The organism is Mycobacterium sp. SMC-4, assembly GCF_025263265.1.
Taxonomy (GTDB): Bacteria; Actinomycetota; Actinomycetes; order Mycobacteriales; family Mycobacteriaceae; genus Mycobacterium.
Map to the genome: position 1 here is coordinate 1,766,688 of NZ_CP079869.1, position 20,090 is coordinate 1,786,777.

Genomic DNA, 20,090 nt, shown 5'->3' on the forward strand with positions numbered 1-20,090 from the left:
CGGACGCGAGGAGCATGACGGTGTCAGAGTGGACGATCGGCGGTGTCGTCGACGCCATCGCGGCCGCGGTGCCCGACCGGGTGATGACGATCTGCGCAGACCGCAGGAGCACCTACGCGCAGACCGCGGAGCGCACCCGCCGGCTCGCGAATTTCCTGGTCGCAAACGGAATCGGCATCTATCGCGAACGCAGCGAACTGCAGGGCTGGGAGTGCGGGCAGGACCGAGTCGCGCTGATCATGCACAACGACTTGTACCCGGACATGGTGATCGGCGCGCTGAAGGCGCGGGCCGTGCCGGTCAACGTGAACTTCAACTACACACCCCGCGAAGTCCAGGATCTATTGGGCTATCTCAAGCCGCGCGCGGTGATCTGCCACCGCTCGCTGGGAGCGAAGTTCGCCGATGTGTTGCCCGGTGATGGTGTGGAACTGGTGATCTCGATCGACGACCACGGGGTAGGCGCACAGCTCGCCGGTGCGATCTCGTTGGACGAGGCCCTGGTTGCGGGCGACGTCGACCAGGAGATCACCGCGTCTCCCGACGACGTGATGATGATCTGCACCGGCGGAACCACCGGCCGGCCCAAGGGCGTGATGTGGCGGCAGACCGACACGTACGTGATCTCGATGAACGGCGCCGATCACGAGTCCGCCAGCGAGATCCACGCCAAGGTTGCCCATGCCGGGCCGCCGTGGTTCGCGGTATCTCCACTGATGCACGCTGCGGGCATGTGGACCGCGTTCGCGGCATTGCTCAACGGACAGACGGTGATTCTGTACGACAAGACGACGCTGGACCCGGCGGCGGTGCTGAGCACAGCCGAGAAGGAGAAGGTCGGGTTGATGACGATGGTCGGCGACGCCTACGCCGGTCCGCTGATCGCCGAGTTGCGCCGGCATCCCTACGATTTGTCGTCGCTGTTCGCCATCGGCACCGGCGGTGCGGCGACCAATCAGCGCCACCAGGATGCGCTACTGGAGCTGCTGCCGCAGATCATGCTGATCAACGGGTACGGCTCGTCGGAGACCGGCAACATGGCATTCGGGCGCAGCCAAAGCGGCGACCGTAAGGATACTTTCGAGCGTCGGGACGGGGTGGTTCTGTTGTCGGAGGACCGCACCCGCTTCGTCGTCCCGGGCGAACCCGAGGTCGGGTGGGTGGCCCGGGAGGGCCGGATTCCCCTGGGCTACTTCGATGATGCCGAAGCCACGGCGGCGACCTTCCCGAAGGTCGACGGACGACGCGTGGTGATCTCTGGGGACCGCGGCTCGCTGGAGGCCGACGGCACGCTGCGGCTGCTCGGCCGTGATTCGTTGGTGGTCAACACCGGCGGGGAGAAGGTGTTCGTCGAGGAGGTCGAGGAGGTCGTGCGCAGCCATCCCGACGTTGCCGACGCGCTCGTGGTAGGCCGACCCAGCGAGCGCTGGGGAGAGCAACTGGTCGCCCTGGTTGCGGTGCGGGCCGGTGCCGAGCTGACCGACGAGGCGTTGCGGACGCTGTGCCGCGAACACCTGGCCAGATACAAGGCGCCCAAGCAATTCCTCTTCGTCGATCAGGTGCGCCGTCTCGGCAACGGTAAAGCCGACTACCGGTGGGCCAAAGAGCAAGCCACCCAGATCAATACACCTGTGGGGCAGCAATGAGTGAACAGCTGCACCCCCGCGTCATCGATTGTCTGGTCAACGTGCACTTCGGGGAGACTGCCAAGCAGCCCGAGTTCATGCTCAAGGTCCGCGACGACTACTTCAAGGGACCCACATCGCTCTACGACCAGGTGGAGCTGGCTGCCCTGCTCGACGAGATGGCTGAACACGGCGTCGAGAAGGCCATCCTGATGGACAACCTCGCCAAACCGTCGGTTACCGCGCGCACGTTCGCCGAGCAGCGACCGGACAAATTCGCGCTGGCGATCGGCGGTGTCAACCTGCTGCGGCCGGTGCCGTCGCTGCGGGAACTGAGCGCGGTGGCCGCCGACTTGCCGGTTGCCTATGCCGCTGTGGGACCCAGCTTCTGGGGCGACGGCATGTACCCACCCAGCGATGCGGTCTATTATCCGCTGTACGCCAAATGCGCCGAAATCGGTCTACCGCTGTGCATCAACACCGGGCTGCCGGGTCCGCCGATCCCCGGCGAGGTGCAGAACCCGATCCATCTCGACCGGGTGTGCGTGCGGTTCCCCGAGCTGAAGCTGTGCATGATTCACGGCGCCGACCCATGGTGGGATGTCGCGATCCGCATGCTGATCAAGTACGCCAACCTGCGCATCATGACCTCGGCGTGGTCACCGAAACGACTGCCCGACAGCCTGCTTCACTTCATGCGTACCCGCGGAAAGAACAAGGTGATCTTCGCCTCGGACTGGCCCGTGTTACGGCAGAGCCGCGTGGTCCCGGAGGCGCTCGCGCTCGATCTCCCGCCCGATGTACTCGACAACTACCTGTACAACAACGCCGACGACTTCTTTTTCGGCCCGAAGCACCAGGAGACCTGACCATGGACCGCTACGAGCTGCGCAGGCTGGACTACAGTCTGTCGGAGGATCATCAGGCACTGCAGGCGGCCTACAAGGACTTCTTCGCCAGTCACTGTTCCATCGACGCCGTGCGGGCCGCCGAAGAGACCGGCTTTGACAAGAGCCTGTGGGAACGACTGTGCGCGATGGGGGGGACCTCGATGGCCCTGCCGGAAACGGTGGGGGGTGACGGAGCCACCCTGGTCGACCTGACCCTGGTTGCCGAGGAGGTCGGGCGGTCACTGGCCCCGGTGCCGTGGATCGACCATGTCTGCGCTGCGCGGCTACTCGGCCGCCTCGGCACGGTCGACGCCGATATCCTCAGCGGAACCACCGTCGTCGGATTCGACGCCCAGCAGGACCCATCCAGTGGTGTCCGGTTGATCCCCGCCGGCGCGATCGCCGACCGGATCGTGCTGCGTGACGGTGCCGACGTGGTGCTGCTGAGCTTCGGTTCGCAGCCTGCGCGTGTCGACAACATCGGCAAGTTGCCGATGGCGTGGGTGGACCCGGGGGCCGCCGACCAGCGCACTGTGGTCGCCAGCGGCGCCGTGGCGCTCGCGGAGTATCAGCGCGCGCTCGACGAATGGCGTCTGCTGACCGGGGCCGCGCTCGTCGGACTGGTCGAGGAGACCATGACGATCGCCGCGGAGTTCGCCAAGACCCGCTACACCCTCGGGGTGCCGATCTCGACATTGCAGGCGATCTCACACCCGCTGGCCAACATCGCGATCACCGTGGCCGGCGGTCGCAATCTCGCGCGCCGCGCGGCCTGGTTCCTCGACAACGAGCCTGACCAACGTCGGGAACTCGCGCCGTCGGTGTTCGTGTTCATGGCCGAAGAGGCCGCCAAGGCCGCCACCATGGCGGTACACGTTCAGGGCGGTCTCGGCGTGTCTGCCGAGGCGGCCGCCACCGCATATCTGGTGCGTGCCCGGGGATGGGCGATCGCCGGCGGTGACCCGGGTGCCACCGCCAAGCACATCGCACGCGTCGTCGCCGATCGAGAAGGACGGAACTGATGGATTTCGCACGGGTGGAACTGGCCGACGAGGACCAGAGGTTCCAGGACGAGCTTCGCGGTTTCCTGAGTGAGATCGTCACCGAGGAGGTGATCCGCCGCGAGCGGGAGACCGGGGACAATTTCGACGAAGGGGTACACCTGGCGCTCGGAGCCGCCGGCTACCTCGACCGCGACTGGAATCCGGATTGCCCCAACCCGTTCACTCGCTTGCAGCGCCGGATCTGGGAGTTGGAGAAGCGGCGGGCTCACGTTCCGTGGGTGACCTCGGGCACGACGGCGATGATCTCCAAGTCGGTGCAGAAGTTCGGTTCGGCCGAGCTGAAGGACGAAGTGCTGCCCAAGGTCTACAGCGGACACGTGCGGATGTGCCTGGGGTACACCGAACCCGAAGGCGGTTCGGACGTTGCGAGCTGCAAGACCCGGGCCGTGCGCGACGGTGACGAGTGGATCATCAATGGGTCCAAGATGTTCACCACAGGTGCGCACAACTGCCAGTACGTCTTCTTGATCACCAACACCGACCCGGTCGCACCGAAACACTCGAGCCTGACGATGTTCCTGGTGCCGCTGGACACCCCGGGCATCGAGATCCAGGGCATCCGCACCGTGGACGGAGACCGCACCAACATCGTCTATTACAGCGACGTGCGGGTCAACGACCGCTACCGCCTCGGCGGGGTCAACGAGGGTTGGAAAGTCGTGCGCGAACCGCTCGACGCCGAACACGGTGCGGTGGAAGCCGCCGACGACGGCCTGCAGGACGTGTCGATCATGATGCACCAGGCCAACTTCATGGCCACCGCGGTCGACACGGCCGCCCGCACGTCGGCCGTTGCAGGTCCCAACGGGAAAAGGCTGATCGACGACGGCGCCGTGTCGTACCGACTGGGCCGCAGCGTCGCCCGGTTGGAAGCCGCGTTGTCGGCGCCGAGCATCTTCGGCCGGGTCGCCCTGGCACAGACGATGCGCGACATCTCGCCGGAGCTGATGGACATCGTGGGTGCAGCCTCGGCGCTGCCGGTCGGAACCGAGGGTGCTGCCGACGACGGGGCCTCGGAGTACATCTACCGGTTCGCGCCGCTGGTCGGGATTTACGGCGGAACCCTGGAGGTGTTCCGCAACATGATTGCCCAATACGTGCTCGGCCTGGGAAAGCCCAATTACTCGCCGCCGGCGAAGAAGGTGTCGTGAGCGCTGCAACGGTTTGCTTCGACCCGTTCTCCGATGACTTCTTCAGCTCGCCCTACGCAACGTACCGGCGGATGCGTGCGGAAGCGCCGGTGTACTACAGCGAGCAGTTCGACTTCTACGCGCTGACCCGCCACCAGGATGTCGCCGCGGCGTTCAAGGACCACGAGACGTTCTCGTCAGCCTACGGTGTCGATCTCGCCGAAGTGCGAAAGGGGGAAGTGACCGAGCACGGGTCGATCATCGCCATGGACCCGCCCGCGCACCGGCGGATGCGCAGCCTGCTGAACAAGGTGTTCACCCCGCGCGCGATCGAAGCGCACCGCGGGCTGGTGACCCGGCTGATCGACAAGCACCTGGCCGCACTGGACCCCGACGGCTTCGACTTCGTGCAGGACTTCTCCGCATTGTTCCCCGTCGACATCATGACCACCATGCAGGGCGTGCCCGATGAAGATCACCAGCAGGTCCGGCTGTGGATCGACGAGCTGTTGCACCGCGAGCACGGTGGGGTCGACATGACCGAGGCCGGCAAGAAGGCCGGCGTCGACATGGCCGTGTACTACTACCAGCTGATCAAACAGCGCCGCGAGGACCTCGGCGACGACCTGCTGAGCAAGCTGATCACCGCTGAAATCGAACGGGACAACGGGGTCATGGAGTCGTTGACCAACATCGAGATCACCGAGTTCGCGATGCTTTTGGGCGGCGCCGGGGCAGAGACCGTCACCAAGCTGCTCGGCAGCGCCGCTGTGGTGTTCGCCGAGGATCCCGGGCAGTGGCAGAAGCTGCTCGACGACCGCAGCAAGATCCCGTTCGCTGTGGAGGAATTGCTGCGCTACGAGGCACCTGCGCAGTACAACGTGCGGTGCACCCTGCGCGAAGTCGAATTGCACGGGGTGACCATCCCGGCGGGCAAACCCGTCTTCTTGGTCGGGGGTTCGGCCAACCGCGACCCTGAGGCCTGGACCGATGCGGACGCCTTCGACATCGACCGGGACCGTACCCAGGCGCAGAACCTGGGCTTGGGCTACGGGATTCACAGTTGTCTCGGTGCGGCGTTGGCGCGCATGGAAAGTGCGGTCGCGCTGGATCGGATGCTGGACTTCATGCCGCGCTACGAAGTCGACCGGAGCCGGTGCACCCGCGTCAACATGCAGAACGTCGCCGGGTGGCGCAACGTGCCGGTGCGGGTACTGCGCTAGGACTCAGGTGGTCAGGATGGTCGCGCCAGCGGTGCCCGGTGCGCCGTACAGCTGGGCGAACCCGACTTTCGGTGCGCCAGGGATCTGCCGGTCGCCGGCCTGACCGCGCAGCTGACGCACGATCTCGTGGATCTGGCGCAACCCGGACGCGCCGATCGGCTCTCCGTTGGCCAGCAGCCCGCCGTCGGTGTTGACCGGCATCGCGCCGCCGATCTCGGTGACACCCTCGGCGATCAGCTTCTCCTGGTCGCCGTCAGCACAGAAACCGCACTCGGCCATGTGGATGACCTCGGCTCCGGCGTCGGTGTCCTGCAACTGGATGATGTCAACGTCCGACGGTGCGATACCGGCCTTTTCGAACGCCGCCCGCGCGGCGTAGACGGTGGGGGCCACGTCCTCGTCGACCGGTGCAAACGTCGTGTTGACCTCGTAGGCGCCGTATTTGCGGGTGCGCACTTCCACCGCGCGCACGAAAACCGGCTTGTCGGTGTACCGGTGCGCGATGTCGGCGCGGCACATCACTACGGCGGCCGCACCTTCGTCAGGTGAGCAGAACATGTACTGCGTCAGCGGGTAGTTGAGCATCGGCGAGTTCAGAATCGACTCTTCATCGATGGGCTTGCGCCGGAATGCATTCGGGTTCAGAGCTCCGTTGCGCAGGTTCTTGTTGACCACCTTGGCCAGCGTCCGGTGGTCGATGCCGTGCTCGTGCAAGTACCGGTTGGCCTTCATGCCGAAGAACTGGGTGGTCAGGTACTGGCCGTTCTCGGCATACCAGCTCGGCATGCCCACCAGCGCCGGATCTTCGGTGAATGCACCGCGTGGGTGCTTGTCCAAGCCGACGGCGATGCCGATGTCGTAGTCGCCCAGGCGGATTCCGTCAGCACAGGCCTTGGTGGCGCTGGCGGCGGTGGCGCACGCGTTGAACACGTTGGTGAACGGAATCCCCGACAGTCCCACCATGCCAACGATGGCGTCAGGGTTGGCCACGGTCCAGCTGCCGCCGACCCCGAACTGGATATCGCTCCACTCGACGCCGGCGTCGGCGATCGCCGCGGTGATCGCGTCGACGCCCATCTCCATCGCGGTCTTGCCCTCGAACCTGCCGAACGGGTGTAGACCCACACCGATGATCGCTACGTCGTGCATTGCTGTGGGATTCCTTCCGGGCAAAACAAGCTGATGGTGCAACGGTAAATGTTACGGTAATTCCCGTTGGTCGGGAACCGCCGGGCTGCCCTCTGCCGATGGCGGATCGATCATCTGCCGCAGGCGCTCGGCGGGGAATACCGTCGCGCCCGCAGCACGCACCCGCTCTGCCAGTCCGCGATCGGAGGTGGCGACCTGGACGCTGCAGGGATCAGCCATACCGGAGAGCAGCCTGAGGATCTCGTCATCGGCCGAGTTCGGCGCCGCGACCGCAGCGTGGGTGACCGTGATGACCGTCGAACCCAGAGGCGGCGACGGCGGCTTCTCGAAGACCACCGTCACGTCGAGCTGCTCGGCCGATGCCCACTGATCGAGGTTTTCGACCAGGGCGGCCATCGCGCGGCGCCGGTGGCGCCACCACCCGTCGGGCCGGCAGCCGATCACATTCATGCCATCGACAATCCAGTGCACTGTGCGCAGACTATCTCCTAGCAGTGCTTTTCCGAGAGGCTTCTGACATGGCACCCACCGTCGAGCACAAAGTGACCTTCTGCCGGATCTGTGAACCGCTGTGCGGCATGATCGCCACCGTCGAGGACGGCACCCTCACCGCACTGCGTCCGGACAAGGATCATCCGCTCTCGGCCGGCTTCGCGTGCCAGAAGGGCATCGCGTTCACCGAGGTGGTCAACGACCCTGACCGTGTCACCGTGCCGTTGCGCCGCACCCCGACCGGGTTCGAACAGGTCAGCTGGGACGAGGCGCTGGGTGACATCGCCGGGCGCCTCTCGACGATCCTCGCCGATCGCGGGCCCGGCGCGGTGGGGTGGTACATGGGCAACCCCGGTGCGTTCAGCTATGGCCACGTGATGTCGGCGCTGGCCTTCATCAAGGGTCTGGGGCGGGGCACGCACTTCTACACGGCCTCGTCCCAGGACACCAACAGCCGGCTGATGGCCAGTCAATTGCTCTACGGCACCGTGACGTCGGTGCCGATTCCGGACCTGAACCGCACTGATCTGCTCGTCGTGATGGGGGCAAACCCGGTGGTGTCGCACGGCAGTTTCCTGACCGCTCCGCGGATCAAGGACCGCATGCACGACATCGTCAAACGCGGCGGGCGGGTGTTGGTCATCGATCCACGCCGCACCGAGACCGCGGCCCAGTTCCAGTGGTGCGGCATTGTGCCCGACACCGACTCGTTGCTGTTGTTGTCGCTTCTGCAGGTGCTTTTCGCCGAGAATCTCGCCGACATCGACCACCTCGAGGCCGTCGCCGACGGGGTTGGGTGGCTGCGCACCCAGGTGCGAGAGTTCACCCCCGAGACGACCGCGTCGGCGACCGGGATCGATGCCGAGGCAGTGCGCGGGCTGGCGCGTGACCTGGCGTCGACGCCACGGGCCGCGATCTACGGACGGCTCGGTACCTGCGTCGGCCGCTACGGCACGCTGACGTCGTATTTGATCGATGTGGTGAATCTGGTGGCGGGCAACCTCGATCGGCCCGGGGGTTCGGTGTTCGGCAGCCTCGAACTGCCCGGCGAACAGTGGGTCAGCACCGCGATGGGGGCGGTGTTGCGCAGGACCTACCGGCGTCGGCGTTCGCGGGTCGGTGCGGTGCCTGCCCTGATCGGTTCCGAACCGGCTGCGCTGATGGCCAAGGAGATCCTCACTCCGGGCCAGCGCCAGATCCGGGCTCTGTTCATCAGTGCGGGCAACCCGGTGCTCTCGGTGCCCAACGGCGATGAACTGGAGTCGGCGCTGCGCTCACTGGATCTGTCGGTGGCGCTGGACTTCTATCTGACCGAGACCACCGCGCAGTGCGACTACGTGTTGCCGGTGACCACAATGTACGAGCGCGACGACTTCCCGTTGACGTTCCAGTTGTTCCAGGCCACGCCGTTCCGGCAGGCCACCGAGGCAGTCGTCGCGCCAGTCGGGCAGTCCCGGCCGGAGTCGCAGATCGTCGGCGAGCTGATCGAGCGGATGTCCGGCCGGGCGCCGGTGTTCACCGCAATGTCGGCACTCGGCAAGGCCATGAACCGGATCGGGGCGGGGTTCACGGTTCGGCGCGTCGTCGACGGCATCATCCGAGTTGCCGGCGGGGGAGACCGGTTCGGATTGCGGCGCGGTGGCCTGACATTCGATCGGCTGACCCGCGAGTATCCGCACGGCAAGATCCTCGACCCGCATCTGGGCACCGGACGTCTGCGCCGGGTCATCGGCTATCGCAGTCGTCGAATTCAACTGCAGCACCGAGATATCGCCGAACAGATTCGGTTGCTGGCAGCGCAGCGGTACCCGCGGGACTACCCGCTGCGACTGATCGGGATGCGCGAAACCCGTTCGGAGAACTCGTGGATGCACAACGCACCGTTGCTGATGCGCGGCGAGCGCGGTCACCACGGTCTGATGCATGTCGACGATGCCGCCGAATGCGGGGTCGACGACGGAGCGTTCGTACGCGTCAGTTCGCCCTACGGCGAGATCACCGTTGCGGTCAATCTGACCAAGGACATCACGGCGGGGGTGATCGCGCTGCCGCACGGCTGGGGTCACAAGGGCACAGGGGGCTGGCAGCTGGCCAACAAGGCCGGCGGGGCCAACGTCAACCGGTTGACCTCGAGCGATCCGGCTGATGTCGAGCCGCTGAGCGGCATGGCGTGGCTGACGGGTGTCCCGGTGCGCGTCGAACCTGTCTAACTGTGCGGTCGGAACCTCAGGCGATGGCGCCGCGGTCTTTGAGTGCTTCGATACGATCCCAGTCCAATCCGAGCTCCATCAGCACGATCTCGGTGTGCTCGGATGCTTGCGGAGCCCGTGACGTCTCCAGCGGCTCATGGTTGAACTGGACCGGGCCGCGCACCACCTTGAACGGCGCGCCGCCGTCACCGGCCTGGACCTCGACGACCATGTCGTTGGCCAGCGCCTGCTCGTCGGTGCCCAAGTCGATCAGGCTCTGGAACGGCGCCCACTGACCCTTCATCGTCTTCAGGTGCTGGCGCCAGAACTCGAAGGGCTTGCTGCGGATCGACTCGGCAATCAACAGCGCTGCTTCCTCGGAGTTCTCGATCAGCGGCATCACATCGTTGAACCGCGGGTCGTCTGCGAGCTCGGGCAGCCCGAGATGCTCGAACGCGTCGCGGATGTAGCCGGTCGGGCTCACGATGCACAGGTTGATGGTGCCGCCGTCGGACGTCAGATAGTTCGCCATGAACGGGTTGACCGAGCTGACCGAGTTCGGCATCAGCGAGCGCATCGTCTCACCGGTCTCCATGCCCTGGGTCACGCTGGCTCCGGCCGCCCACCACGCAGTCGAGAGCAGCGACACGTCGAGTTCGATGGCCTGACCGGTACGCTCGCGATGAAACAACGCTGCCGAGATTCCGCCGGCGATGTTCATCCCGCCGATCGAGTCGCCGAACGCGGGAATACCCTGCGACAGTGCGCCACCGATCTCCTCGGGGGTCAGCGCGTGCCCGACGCCGCTCCGTGTCCAGAACGCGGTGCCGTCGAAGCCGCCGGTGTCGCGCTCGGGACCCTTGTCGCCGTACGCGCTGCCTCGGGCGTAGATGATGTTCGGGTTGACCGCGCGGATGTGTTCGATGTCGAACTTGTTCTTCTGTCGCTGCGCGGGCATGTAGTTGGTCAAGAACACGTCAGCGGTCTTGGCCAGTTCGTAGAGCACTTCCTGGCCCTCCGGGAGAGACACGTCGATCCCGACGCTGCGCTTACCGCGGTTCGGGTGCTCGATCAACGGGTGGCGGTCGGGGTCGAGTTGGAACCCGCCCATGTTGATGAAGCCGCGCTGGGTGTCGCCGCGCACCGGATGCTCGACCTTGATCACGTCTGCTCCCCAGTCGGCCAGGATCGCGCCGGCCGCAGGGACGAACGTGAACTGCGCAACCTCAAGGACGCGAACGCCCTCCATCACCTTGATCAAAGGCCTGTCCCTTCTGACGACGCTGTCGAACGGTTGTCGGAAGTCTAGCCCAGCTTCATACTGTAATGTTTACCGTTGTGCGCCCAAGAAATGGTCGCGCTGAAGGGCGACCGAAGGTGCCAGATGAGCGAAACCGTCATCGAGCTGGGGCGCCGCGCCGCACAGCGAGCCGAGCGCCGGATGCTCATCGGGGGCGAGCTCGTCGTCGCGGCATCAGGTGCGGAGTTCGACAACCTCAGTCCCGCAACCGGCGCGGTGCTCGGGGTGACTGCCGCCGCCGATGCCATCGACATGGACCGGGCCATCGGTGCGGCCCGGTCCGCTTTCGACACCTCGGACTGGTCCACCAATCGGGCGCTGCGGCGACGCTGCCTCGCGCAGCTGCAGGCGGCCCTGGAAGCCGAGCAGGAACTGCTGCGCGAGGAGCTGATCGCCGAGACCGGCGCGCCGGTGATGACCACGCATTCCGCGCAACTGGATTGGCCGCTGGCCGAATCCCTGCGTTATCCGGCCCAGTTGATCGACAGCTACGACTGGGAGCGCGTTCTCGCCGGTGGCGGGTTGTTCGGGGAACGCAACATCCGCACGGTCGTCAAGGAACCGGTCGGTGTGGTGGCCGCTGTGACACCCTCCAACTTCCCGATCGAGGTGATCCTCAACAAACTGGGCCCGGCGCTGGCCACCGGCAACACTGTCGTCCTCAAGCCCGATCCGCACACGCCCTGGAACGCCACTCGGCTCGGCCGACTCATCGCCGAGCACACCGACATCCCGCCCGGGGTGGTCAACGTGATCAGTACGCCGTGCAACGCGGTCGCCGGCCTGCTCGGCACCGACCCGCGGGTGGATCTGGTGTCGTTCACCGGGTCCACCGCGGTCGGCAAGACGCTGATGCGCCAGGGCGCCGAGACGATGAAGCGGATGTTCCTCGAGCTCGGCGGCAAGTCGGCGGCGATTGTGCTCGATGACGCCAACCCCGCCGTGATCGTGCCGACCGCGATCGGGGTGTGTGTGCACGCCGGGCAGGCGTGCGCGGCAACCAGCCGGATGCTGGTGCACCGATCGCTCTATGATCAGGCGGTGGCCGACATCTCCGATGCGTATCAGCATGTGCCCGTGGGTGATCCGGCCGATCCCGGGACGCTGGTGGGTCCGGTGATCAGCGCCGCGCAGAAGGACCGCGTGCTGAGCGCGATCGACGGGGCGCGGTGTGCGGGTGCCCAGATCACCGTCGGCGGCGGACCCGTCGACGGACTCCCCGAGTACCTGGCCGGCGGTCACTTCGTGGCGCCCACGGTCGTGACCGGGATCGACAACAGGGCCGCCGTCGCCCAGCAGGAGATCTTCGGCCCGGTTCTGGTGGTGCTGCCGTTCGACGACGACGACGATGCCGTGCGGATCGCCAACGACAGTCCGTTCGGTCTGGCCGGCGCGGTGATGTCGCGCTCGGAGGAACGGGGGATGGCCATTGCGCGGCGCGTGCGCACGGGGGCGTTCGGCGTCAACGGCGGCATGTTCTACGGCGCTGACGCCCCCTTCGGTGGGTACAAGAGCAGCGGCGTCGGCCGGCAGTGCGGCGTGGAGGGCTTCGGTCAGTACCTGGAGACCAAGACCATCGCCCGCCGGGAGCGCCGAAAATTCTGACCTCTTCCCATACCGTCTAGTCAGCGGGGCCGAACGTGACCGGCAGCGCGGTGGGGGACCGGAACGGCTGGCCGTAGATGTGCGGGTCATCGTCGGTGACGAGTTCGATGTCGGTCAGTCGGGTCAGCAGGGACTCCAGCGCGACTCGGGTCTCCATACGCGCCAGGTGTAATCCCATGCAGGTGTGCTCGCCTGCGGCAAACGAGATATGCGGCACCCGGGTGCGGAAGATGTCGAACTGCTCAGAACGCTCCCAACGCTTCTCGTCGCGGTTGGCCGAGCCGATGCACACGTCGATGACCGATCCGGCGGGTATCGGCACCCCGTGGAGCTCGGTGTCCTCCGTGGCGAAGCGCTGCACGGTGGTCAGGGGCGTCTCATAGCGCAGAGCCTCTTCGATGGCGGCGGGGATCAGGCCGTGGTCGGCATCGACCGCGTCGAACTGGTCGCGGTGGGTCAGCAGCAGATACAACAGGTTCCCCGACGAACGGTAGGTGGTCTCCAAACCGGCGGGCAGCAGGAGCCGCAGGAAGGAGTAGATCGCTTCGTCGCTGAGCTTTTCGTCGTCGATCTGCGCCGAGACCAGGTCGCCGATGATGTCCTCGGTCGGGGCGCTGCGACGTCGCTCGATCTGAGCCAGGAAGTAGTCTTTCAGCGCGGCGGAGGCTTCGAACGCGCGCTGGTAGTTGACGGTGTAGCTGATCAATTCGACGGCGCGCCTGCGGAACCAGGGCAGGTCCTGCTCGGGCAGTCCGAGCAGTAGCGAGATGACGCGGGTGGGGAATTCGATCGCGAAATCCCGCACCAGATCGGCTTCGCCCGCCTCGATGAACTCGTCGATGAGTTCGTTGACCACCGGCCGCACATACTCGGGCTCCCATCGCGCCAGAGAACGCGACTTGAAGGCCGCTGAGACCAGATTGCGATGCGCCCAATGGGTTTTGCCCTCCATCGCCAGGATGGTCGGGCCGATGAACAGGCCGATGGTGGAGTCGTAGATTCTGGAGTTGAAGATCTTGCCGTCCCGCAACACACGGTTGACGGCATCGAATGACAGCGCGGCATAGAGGTTTTCCGGCACCATCGATCGCGGCGTTCTGGACCAGTCCATGACCGACCCGCGAAACACTCCCTGCTCGGCGCGGCGGCGCGCGAACATCGGGTAGGGGTCACGCAGGTCGATGGGGTCAGCCTTGGCAATGCCCTGCACCGGACTGTCCATCAATCTACTGTAACTCTTACAGTAATGTCTGTACACCGGCTCCCGCTCCGAACAGTAGGCGTTACAGTAGTGCTGCTGGTGCGGGTCTCACGGGAGGAGTCGGCAGTGGATTCAGGTGTGCGCCGTGTCGTCGTCGTGGGTGCGGGGTCGGGAATCGGTGCGGCGACGGCGCGCTGGTTCCGCGAGCGCGGTGACCACGTACTGGCTGTCGACGTACGTCCCTGTGCCGGTCCCGCCGCGCAATGGCTCACATGTGACCTGCGCGAGGCCGACCAGATCACGCAGACGCTGGCAGCGATCGGTGACGGCTGGGACGTCCTGGCGCATGTGGCCGGCATCCCGGGTACCGCCGAGGCCGGTGATGTGCTGAAGGTCAACTACCTCGGCGCCCGGCTGATGCTCGAGGGCATGCTGCCACGGATGAACCGGGGCGGATCGCTGGTTGCGGTCGCTTCCACGGCCGCCCTCGGCTGGGAGAGCAATCTCGAGGTGCTCTCGACGCTGGCCGCGGTTGGGGACGCCGCCGCGCTGAATCACTGGATGGTCGGGCAGGATCCGGCGACGGCCTACTACCTGTCCAAGCAGGCTGTGGTGCTCTACGCCAAACGCCTCAGCGGTGTCGCGTGGCGCGACTACGGGGTGCGGGTCAACACGGTCAGTCCCGGACCCACCGAAACACCGATCCTCGGTGACTTCGAGCAGGCCATGGGCAAGGAGGTACTCGACGGTGTGCGCGCAACGATCGGCCGCCACGGCACCGTCGACGACATGACGCCGGTGATCGGCTTCCTCGCCTCGCCGGAGGCGCGCTGGATCAACGGACAGGACATCCAGGTCGACGGTGGCTTCAACGCCGCGCTGGTTTACCCCATGCCGGCGGGTGCGGGCCTGTGACGGCAATGGCCGCAGCGTCGTCGGACACGATGTCGGCCATCCTGGAGCGCCAGCGTGCGGCGTTCATCGCCGACGGACCGCCCGATACGGCGTTACGGCGCAACAGGATCGACCGGTTGCTGCGGCTGGTGCTGGACAACGCCGACGACTTCGTCGCCGCGATGGACGCCGACTACGGGACCCGTCCGCGGGACGGGTCCCTGTTCGCCGAGATCCTCGGCATGGTCTCGGTCATCGAGCACACCCGCAAGAATCTGCCACGATGGGCCCGGCCGGCGCGGATCATGCCCTCGGGCCGACTGTTCGGGGTGAAAGCCGAAGTGCAGCCGACCCCCAAGGGGGTCGTTGGCATCATCGGGCCCTGGAACTTCCCGCTCAACCTTGTCGTGCTGCCTGCCTCGGCTGCGTTCGCGGCGGGCAATCGCGTGATGATCAAGATGTCCGAACTGACCCCCCGCACGGCAGAGTTGATGGCTTCCCTGGCGCCGGAGTTCTTCGATCCGGCAGAATTGGCCGTCCTCACCGGTGACGCCGGAGTGGCCGCAGCGTTCTCGGCGCTGCCTTTGGACCATCTGTTCTTCACCGGATCGCCGACGGTCGGGGCGCTGGTGCAACAGGCCGCTGCCGCCAATCTGGTGCCGGTGACCCTGGAGTTGGGCGGCAAGAACCCGGTCGTGGTCGGCGCGCGAGCCGACATTCACCGTGCCGCCACCCGGATCGCGCAGGGCCGCATGATCAATGGGGGACAGGTCTGTGTGTGCCCTGATTATGTCTTCGTCCCTGAGCGACACATCGAGCAGTTCTGTGACGTGGTGTGCGACACCTGGCGCGCGATGTTCCCGGCGATCGTCGGCAACACCGAGTACTGCTCGGCGGTCAACCAGGCCAACTTCGACCGGGTCGTCGGCCTGATCGAGGACGCGCGCGCCAACGGAGCCCGAGTGCAATCGGTGGCCCCTCCCGGCGAATCGCTACCGGATCTGGCGACCCGCAAGATCGCGCCGACGTTGGTGCGCGACGTCGACGAGACCATGCGGCTGGCCGGCGAGGAGACCTTCGGTCCGGTGCTGACCGTGCGTCCGTACCGAGAGTTGGCCGAGATCGTCGATTACCTCAACGTCCGTCCATCGCCGTTGGTCGCATACTGGTTCGGCCCCGACGACGACGAGTTCCGTTCCTTCGTGCGACACACCCGCAGTGGTGGTGTGGCACGCAATGATTTTGGCGCCCAGATGATCCCGTCGGACGCACCGTTCGGCGGAGTCGGGCGCAGCGGGATGGGCGCCTACCACGGCAAAGCCGGCTTCGACACGTTCACCCATTACCGCTCGGTGGTCGGCAGTGACCTGCCCGTCACGATCACCGGCCGGGCCGCGCCGCCGTTCTCCCGGTCGACGCGATGGACCACCGCGCTGGCGTTGCGCGGCGCGCGCAATCGCGCACGCCGCCGATTGGCGTGAGTCAGCTGCCGCTGATCGCCTGTTCGCGCGCCCACCGATAGTCGGCCTTGCCGGCCGGGCTGCGCTCGATCACCGAGCGGAAGACCACCGCTTTGGGTAGCTTGTAGCGCGCGATCACCTGACCGGCGTGCTCGATCAGGTCCTCGGCGCTGGCCTGCGCGCCTTCGGCCAGCGCAACAACGGCCACCACCTCCTGGCCCCAGCGATCACTCGGACGTCCCGCGACCACCACATCAGCCACCGCCGGATGCGAAGCCACCGCCGACTCCACCTCCTCGGCGAAGATCTTCTCGCCGCCGGAGTTGATGGTCACCGAGTCGCGGCCGAGTAGTTCGATCGACCCGTCGGCGAGGTGACGGGCGCGGTCGCCGGGCACCGAGTAGCGCACACCGTCGATCACCGGGAAGGTGGCCGCCGTCTTGGTGGCGTCGCCCTTGTAGCCCAGCGGCACATAGCCGCGCTGCGCCAGCCATCCGATGCCGTCGTGCCCGGGCTCCAGCATCGCACTGAGATCCTCTGCGGCGACGTAAGTGTCGGGTCCGGCGTTGAACTTGCCGGTCGATACGGCGCCCGGCGCAGACATGTGGGTCATCTGAGCGCCGGTCTCCGAGGAACCCACCCCGTCGACCACCATCAGGTTGTCTTTGGCGTCGATCAGTCGCTGCTTGGCTGTCGGTGTCAGCTGTGCGCCGCCGTTGGCGACGACGGCCAGCGAGGACAGGTCGGCGGTGGTGCGCTCGAACGCCTCGGCCAGCGGTCGGGCCATGGCGTCGCCGACCACGGTGACGGCGAGGACCTTCTCGCGCTCGATGGTGGCGACCACATCGTCGACGTCGAGGTGGGAGGTGACTGCCGAGAACACGACGGTCTGGCCGGTGGTCATCGCCGTGAACACGGCCCACTGCGCGGCGCCGTGCATCAGCGGCGGCAGGATCAGCAGCGTGGTCCCCGGGGACTCTGCGCAGCGCGCCACGATCTCGTCGTAGGTGGTCGCGAGCTCACCGGTGTAGAGGCTCCGACCGCCGAAGGACGCCATGAAGATGTCGTGCTGCCGCCACAACACCCCCTTGGGCATGCCGGTCGTGCCACCGGTGTAGAGCACGTACAGGTCGTCCGGCGACGGTGTCACCGGCGGGGGAGCGCCCGGGCTGTCAGTACTGATGATCGAGTCGTAATCCACTGCGCCCGGCAATAATTCATTGCCAGAATCGTCGGCGATCTGAATCAGCACCCGTAGCTGCGGGAGGTCGGGCAGGACTTCGGCCAGCCGGGGTGCGAAGGCGGCGTGATACAGCAGCGCGGTGGCGCCCGAATCGGCCAACAGGTACTGCAGCTCACTCTTGACGTAGCGGTAGTTGACATTGAACGGGGCCACCCTCGCCCGCCAGGCGCCCAGCATGCCCTCGACGTACTCGGGCCCGTTGTGGGCGTAGATGCCCAGCAGATCCTGCCCGACCTCGTGGCCACCCAACTGTGCGCGCTCGGTGCGGCAGCCCAGACCCTGGGCGTGCAGGAACCGTGCCACCGCATTCGACCGCGCGACGACCTGCGCATACGTCAGTCGACGATCCCCCTGGACGATGAATTCGCGGTCGCCGATGGCAGCTGCGATGGCATCGGCAGCGGCGGGAACGGTGAACTGGGTCGTCTCAGACATACGGCCTCTCATCGCGGGTGGGCAGGCAGAGCAAGATTCATTGAAGACTCTATCCTTCCGGCGTGCCGGCCGTCACTGCCGCCGTGCTCAGGCCGTGCCGGACGGCGCTCCGGTAGGCGGGACCTCGTAGAACTGTTGAGCCCAGGAGCGCATTGCCATGTAGGGCTTGGCGTCAACCTTGGCAAGCGGCGGGTTCTCGACGTACTTCTGATAGCGCCAGATATCGCAGTCCTCCCACACGGTTTTGAGGAACTGCTTCTCGACCTTGGCGCGCACCTCGGCCGGCGGGATGTCGGAGGTCTCGCCGGGCTCCTTCGGCCACCAGATCGAATAGAACATGTCCGACACCTCGTCGTCGACCGGTGTGCACGCGAAGATCAGCCGGTGGTTCGAGGAGCCCTCGAAGGCGCTCATCGCGAAGCCGAGGCCGGAGAAGTGGCTGTGAATGCGCAGTGCCATCCGGCCGGGGTCCTGGCTGCGTGTGTCGGGCCACCCGGTCAGGAAGCGCCACTCCTGATCCACGTGTTCCCAGTGCAGACACACCGGTGTCACGGTGGCGCCGTGCACGTAGCGGAAGTGGGAACTGTCCGGGCCGTTCTCGGCGACGATCTGCGGATGCACCGGGATGGCGTCGGCGCGGCTGGAGAATTCGGGGTAGGGCCGGTAGTAGGCATTCGGGTCCGTCTCGAACTGCGGGAACTTTCCGAAGATGTCGGGCAACTCCCACCGGGGTTCCTCGCCGTGGGGCTGGTACCACAGGAAAATGCAGCCGTACTGTTCGCGGACCGGGTAGGACCGCAGTCGAAGACCGCGGTTGGGGCGGTCGGGCTGGTAAGGGATATAGGTGTTGGCTCCGTCGGGCCCCCAGCGCCAGCCGTGGAACGGGCACTCGACGCAGTCGCCAACCACAGTTCCGCCGTGCCCGATGTGGGCGCCGAGGTGTTTGCAGTGCGCTTCGAGAACATGCAATTCGCCGGACTCGTCCCGGTACGCCGTCAGGTCCTCACCGAAGTACTTCAGCGCCTTGACGTCGCCGATCTCGAACTCCGCCGACCACCCGATCATGAACCACCCGGTGACCTTCCACGTGAACGGCACTTTCATGACAACTCCTCCGATCGGGCGCGCGGCGCCGGCGACTTGACGGCGAGGGTCCGATCGCGGTCGATCACCGCGGACCCGAACGTCTCGATGAACTCGCGTGCCGCGCAGGGGGAGCGGCCGTCGGCGCGAATCAGCGCCCAGGTCGCTCCGCCGTCGGCCAGTTCGCCGAGCATCTCGACGGTGCGCGACACCGCGTCGTCGTCGGCGACGTCGATGGCCGGGCAGACGACCTGCACGTCGAGAGTGTGCGGATCGCGGCCGGCGCGTTCCATCCGCTCGCGCAGCCGCGCGACCGACCGCGTGAAGGCGTCGACATCGGGAAGGGCGGCGGTGCGAATCGTCGCCGCCAGCACCTCGGGAGCGATGATCGGCATCCACCCCGTGCCGTACTCCACCACCCTGCGCTGGGCTGCCTGACCGTTGCCGCCGATCCAGATCGGCGGATGGGGGCGCTGTACGGGCCGCTGCAGCCAGACCGGTCCGACCGTGGAGAAGCCCCGGCCCCGGACCGGGGCGTCAGGGTCGACCCAGATGCTCCACAGGGCGGCCAACGCCTCGTCGAACAATGCTGCGCGCCGGTGGAATTCGACACCGACCGCGGTGAATTCCGAGCGTAGATAGCCGGCACCGAGGCCGGCGACCAGGCGTCCGCCCGACAACTGGTCGACGGTCGTCAGTGCCTTGGCGGCCAGGTACGGATTGCGGTAGGGGAGCACGAACAGGTTCGTCATCACCTTGATCTGCGACGTCACCGCGGCCACGAAGCTCAGGGCGGCGATCGGATCGAGGGTTTCGTGCCCGCCATGGGCGCGCCACTTGACCGACGGGGCGGGATGCTCGCTCACCGCGACAGCGTCGAACCCGGCCGCTTCGGCCGCGGTCACCAGGTCGATGGTGACCTCGGGGCGTCCGAAGTCATCGACGGCGGTGGGCAGGTCGCTGGGATACTCCAACGTGTATCGCATCGCCTCCGCCTCCGGCGTCGAGGGGCTTGATCGCCGAATCCGTCCCGGGCTCGGCGCTACTACTGTAATAGTTACAGTATCAATTCCGAAGTGCTGCCGGTCGCGCACCGGCAAGGAAGTG

Annotated in this window: 16 protein-coding genes; 9 read left to right on the top strand and 7 right to left on the bottom strand. The window is 66.4% G+C overall.

What is annotated here, in order from left to right; genetic code table 11:
• The first annotated feature begins 20 nt into the window (after positions 1-20).
• Genes KXD98_RS08555 through KXD98_RS08575 form a run of 5 tightly spaced genes read left to right on the top strand, consistent with a single transcriptional unit; the run spans position 21 to position 5,932 of the window.
• Entirely contained in the window at positions 21-1,646 is a 1,626-nt protein-coding gene (locus KXD98_RS08555; RefSeq protein ID WP_260763292.1) for an acyl-CoA synthetase, read from the top strand.
• Positions 1,643-2,494 carry an amidohydrolase family protein gene (locus KXD98_RS08560; protein ID WP_260763294.1) on the top strand — a complete coding sequence of 284 codons (852 nt, stop codon included), beginning with the start codon at positions 1,643-1,645 and terminating at the stop codon, positions 2,492-2,494. Before KXD98_RS08555 ends, KXD98_RS08560 begins: the two co-directional genes overlap by 4 nt.
• Before the next feature lie 2 nt (positions 2,495-2,496).
• The gene (locus KXD98_RS08565; protein ID WP_260763296.1) at positions 2,497-3,537 is read left to right on the top strand and encodes an acyl-CoA dehydrogenase family protein; all 1,041 of its coding nucleotides are present in this window, start codon (positions 2,497-2,499) and stop codon (positions 3,535-3,537) included.
• Positions 3,537-4,730, top strand: coding sequence for an acyl-CoA dehydrogenase family protein (locus KXD98_RS08570; protein ID WP_260763298.1), 1,194 nt, complete (start codon positions 3,537-3,539; stop codon positions 4,728-4,730). The genes KXD98_RS08565 and KXD98_RS08570 overlap by 1 nt, the downstream gene beginning before the upstream one ends.
• The gene (locus KXD98_RS08575; protein WP_260763300.1) at positions 4,727-5,932 is read left to right on the top strand and encodes a cytochrome P450; all 1,206 of its coding nucleotides are present in this window, start codon (positions 4,727-4,729) and stop codon (positions 5,930-5,932) included. The genes KXD98_RS08570 and KXD98_RS08575 overlap by 4 nt, the downstream gene beginning before the upstream one ends.
• 3 nt (positions 5,933-5,935) lie before the next feature.
• Here the strand turns inward: KXD98_RS08575 and KXD98_RS08580 are convergent, their stop codons facing one another.
• Together KXD98_RS08580 and KXD98_RS08585 are read right to left on the bottom strand one after the other, a co-directional pair.
• Positions 5,936-7,081 (bottom strand): thiolase family protein, encoded by a 1,146-nt coding sequence (locus KXD98_RS08580; protein WP_260763301.1) that lies wholly within the window; start codon positions 7,079-7,081, stop codon positions 5,936-5,938.
• A gap of 51 nt (positions 7,082-7,132) precedes the next feature.
• Positions 7,133-7,552, bottom strand: a complete 420-nt coding sequence (locus tag KXD98_RS08585; RefSeq protein ID WP_260763302.1) for an NYN domain-containing protein — start codon at positions 7,550-7,552, stop codon at positions 7,133-7,135.
• Between the two features lie 47 nt (positions 7,553-7,599).
• Here KXD98_RS08585 and KXD98_RS08590 point away from each other — a divergent pair, with 47 nt between their 5' ends.
• Positions 7,600-9,783, top strand: a complete 2,184-nt coding sequence (locus KXD98_RS08590) for a molybdopterin-dependent oxidoreductase (RefSeq protein ID WP_260763305.1) — start codon at positions 7,600-7,602, stop codon at positions 9,781-9,783.
• A 16-nt stretch (positions 9,784-9,799) separates the two neighbouring features.
• On the opposite strand, the gene KXD98_RS08595 is transcribed toward KXD98_RS08590, so the two are convergent.
• Positions 9,800-11,011, bottom strand: a complete 1,212-nt coding sequence (locus KXD98_RS08595) for a CaiB/BaiF CoA-transferase family protein (protein ID WP_260763308.1) — start codon at positions 11,009-11,011, stop codon at positions 9,800-9,802.
• Positions 11,012-11,146: 135 nt separating this feature from the next.
• Between KXD98_RS08595 and KXD98_RS08600 the strand changes: the two genes are divergently transcribed.
• Positions 11,147-12,667 carry an aldehyde dehydrogenase family protein gene (locus KXD98_RS08600; RefSeq protein WP_260763310.1) on the top strand — a complete coding sequence of 507 codons (1,521 nt, stop codon included), beginning with the start codon at positions 11,147-11,149 and terminating at the stop codon, positions 12,665-12,667.
• A 16-nt stretch (positions 12,668-12,683) separates the two neighbouring features.
• Here KXD98_RS08600 and KXD98_RS08605 read toward each other — a convergent pair whose 3' ends face one another.
• A complete protein-coding gene (locus KXD98_RS08605) occupies positions 12,684-13,889 on the bottom strand; it encodes a cytochrome P450 (protein ID WP_260763312.1) in 1,206 nt (401 codons plus the stop codon).
• Between the two features lie 105 nt (positions 13,890-13,994).
• Between KXD98_RS08605 and KXD98_RS08610 the strand changes: the two genes are divergently transcribed.
• Positions 13,995-14,783 carry an SDR family oxidoreductase gene (locus tag KXD98_RS08610; RefSeq protein ID WP_260763314.1) on the top strand — a complete coding sequence of 263 codons (789 nt, stop codon included), beginning with the start codon at positions 13,995-13,997 and terminating at the stop codon, positions 14,781-14,783.
• A 5-nt stretch (positions 14,784-14,788) separates the two neighbouring features.
• The gene (locus tag KXD98_RS08615) at positions 14,789-16,243 is read left to right on the top strand and encodes a coniferyl aldehyde dehydrogenase (RefSeq protein ID WP_260765070.1); all 1,455 of its coding nucleotides are present in this window, start codon (positions 14,789-14,791) and stop codon (positions 16,241-16,243) included.
• Between the two features lies 1 nt (position 16,244).
• Here KXD98_RS08615 and KXD98_RS08620 read toward each other — a convergent pair whose 3' ends face one another.
• From KXD98_RS08620 to KXD98_RS08630, 3 genes are all read right to left on the bottom strand, one after another.
• Entirely contained in the window at positions 16,245-17,900 is a 1,656-nt protein-coding gene (locus KXD98_RS08620) for an acyl-CoA synthetase (protein WP_260763316.1), read from the bottom strand.
• 87 nt (positions 17,901-17,987) lie between these two features.
• Positions 17,988-19,004, bottom strand: a complete 1,017-nt coding sequence (locus KXD98_RS08625; protein ID WP_260763317.1) for a Rieske (2Fe-2S) protein — start codon at positions 19,002-19,004, stop codon at positions 17,988-17,990.
• Positions 19,001-19,969, bottom strand: coding sequence for a TIGR03619 family F420-dependent LLM class oxidoreductase (locus KXD98_RS08630; RefSeq protein WP_260763320.1), 969 nt, complete (start codon positions 19,967-19,969; stop codon positions 19,001-19,003). The genes KXD98_RS08625 and KXD98_RS08630 overlap by 4 nt, the downstream gene beginning before the upstream one ends.
• Positions 19,970-20,090: the final 121 nt, after the last annotated feature.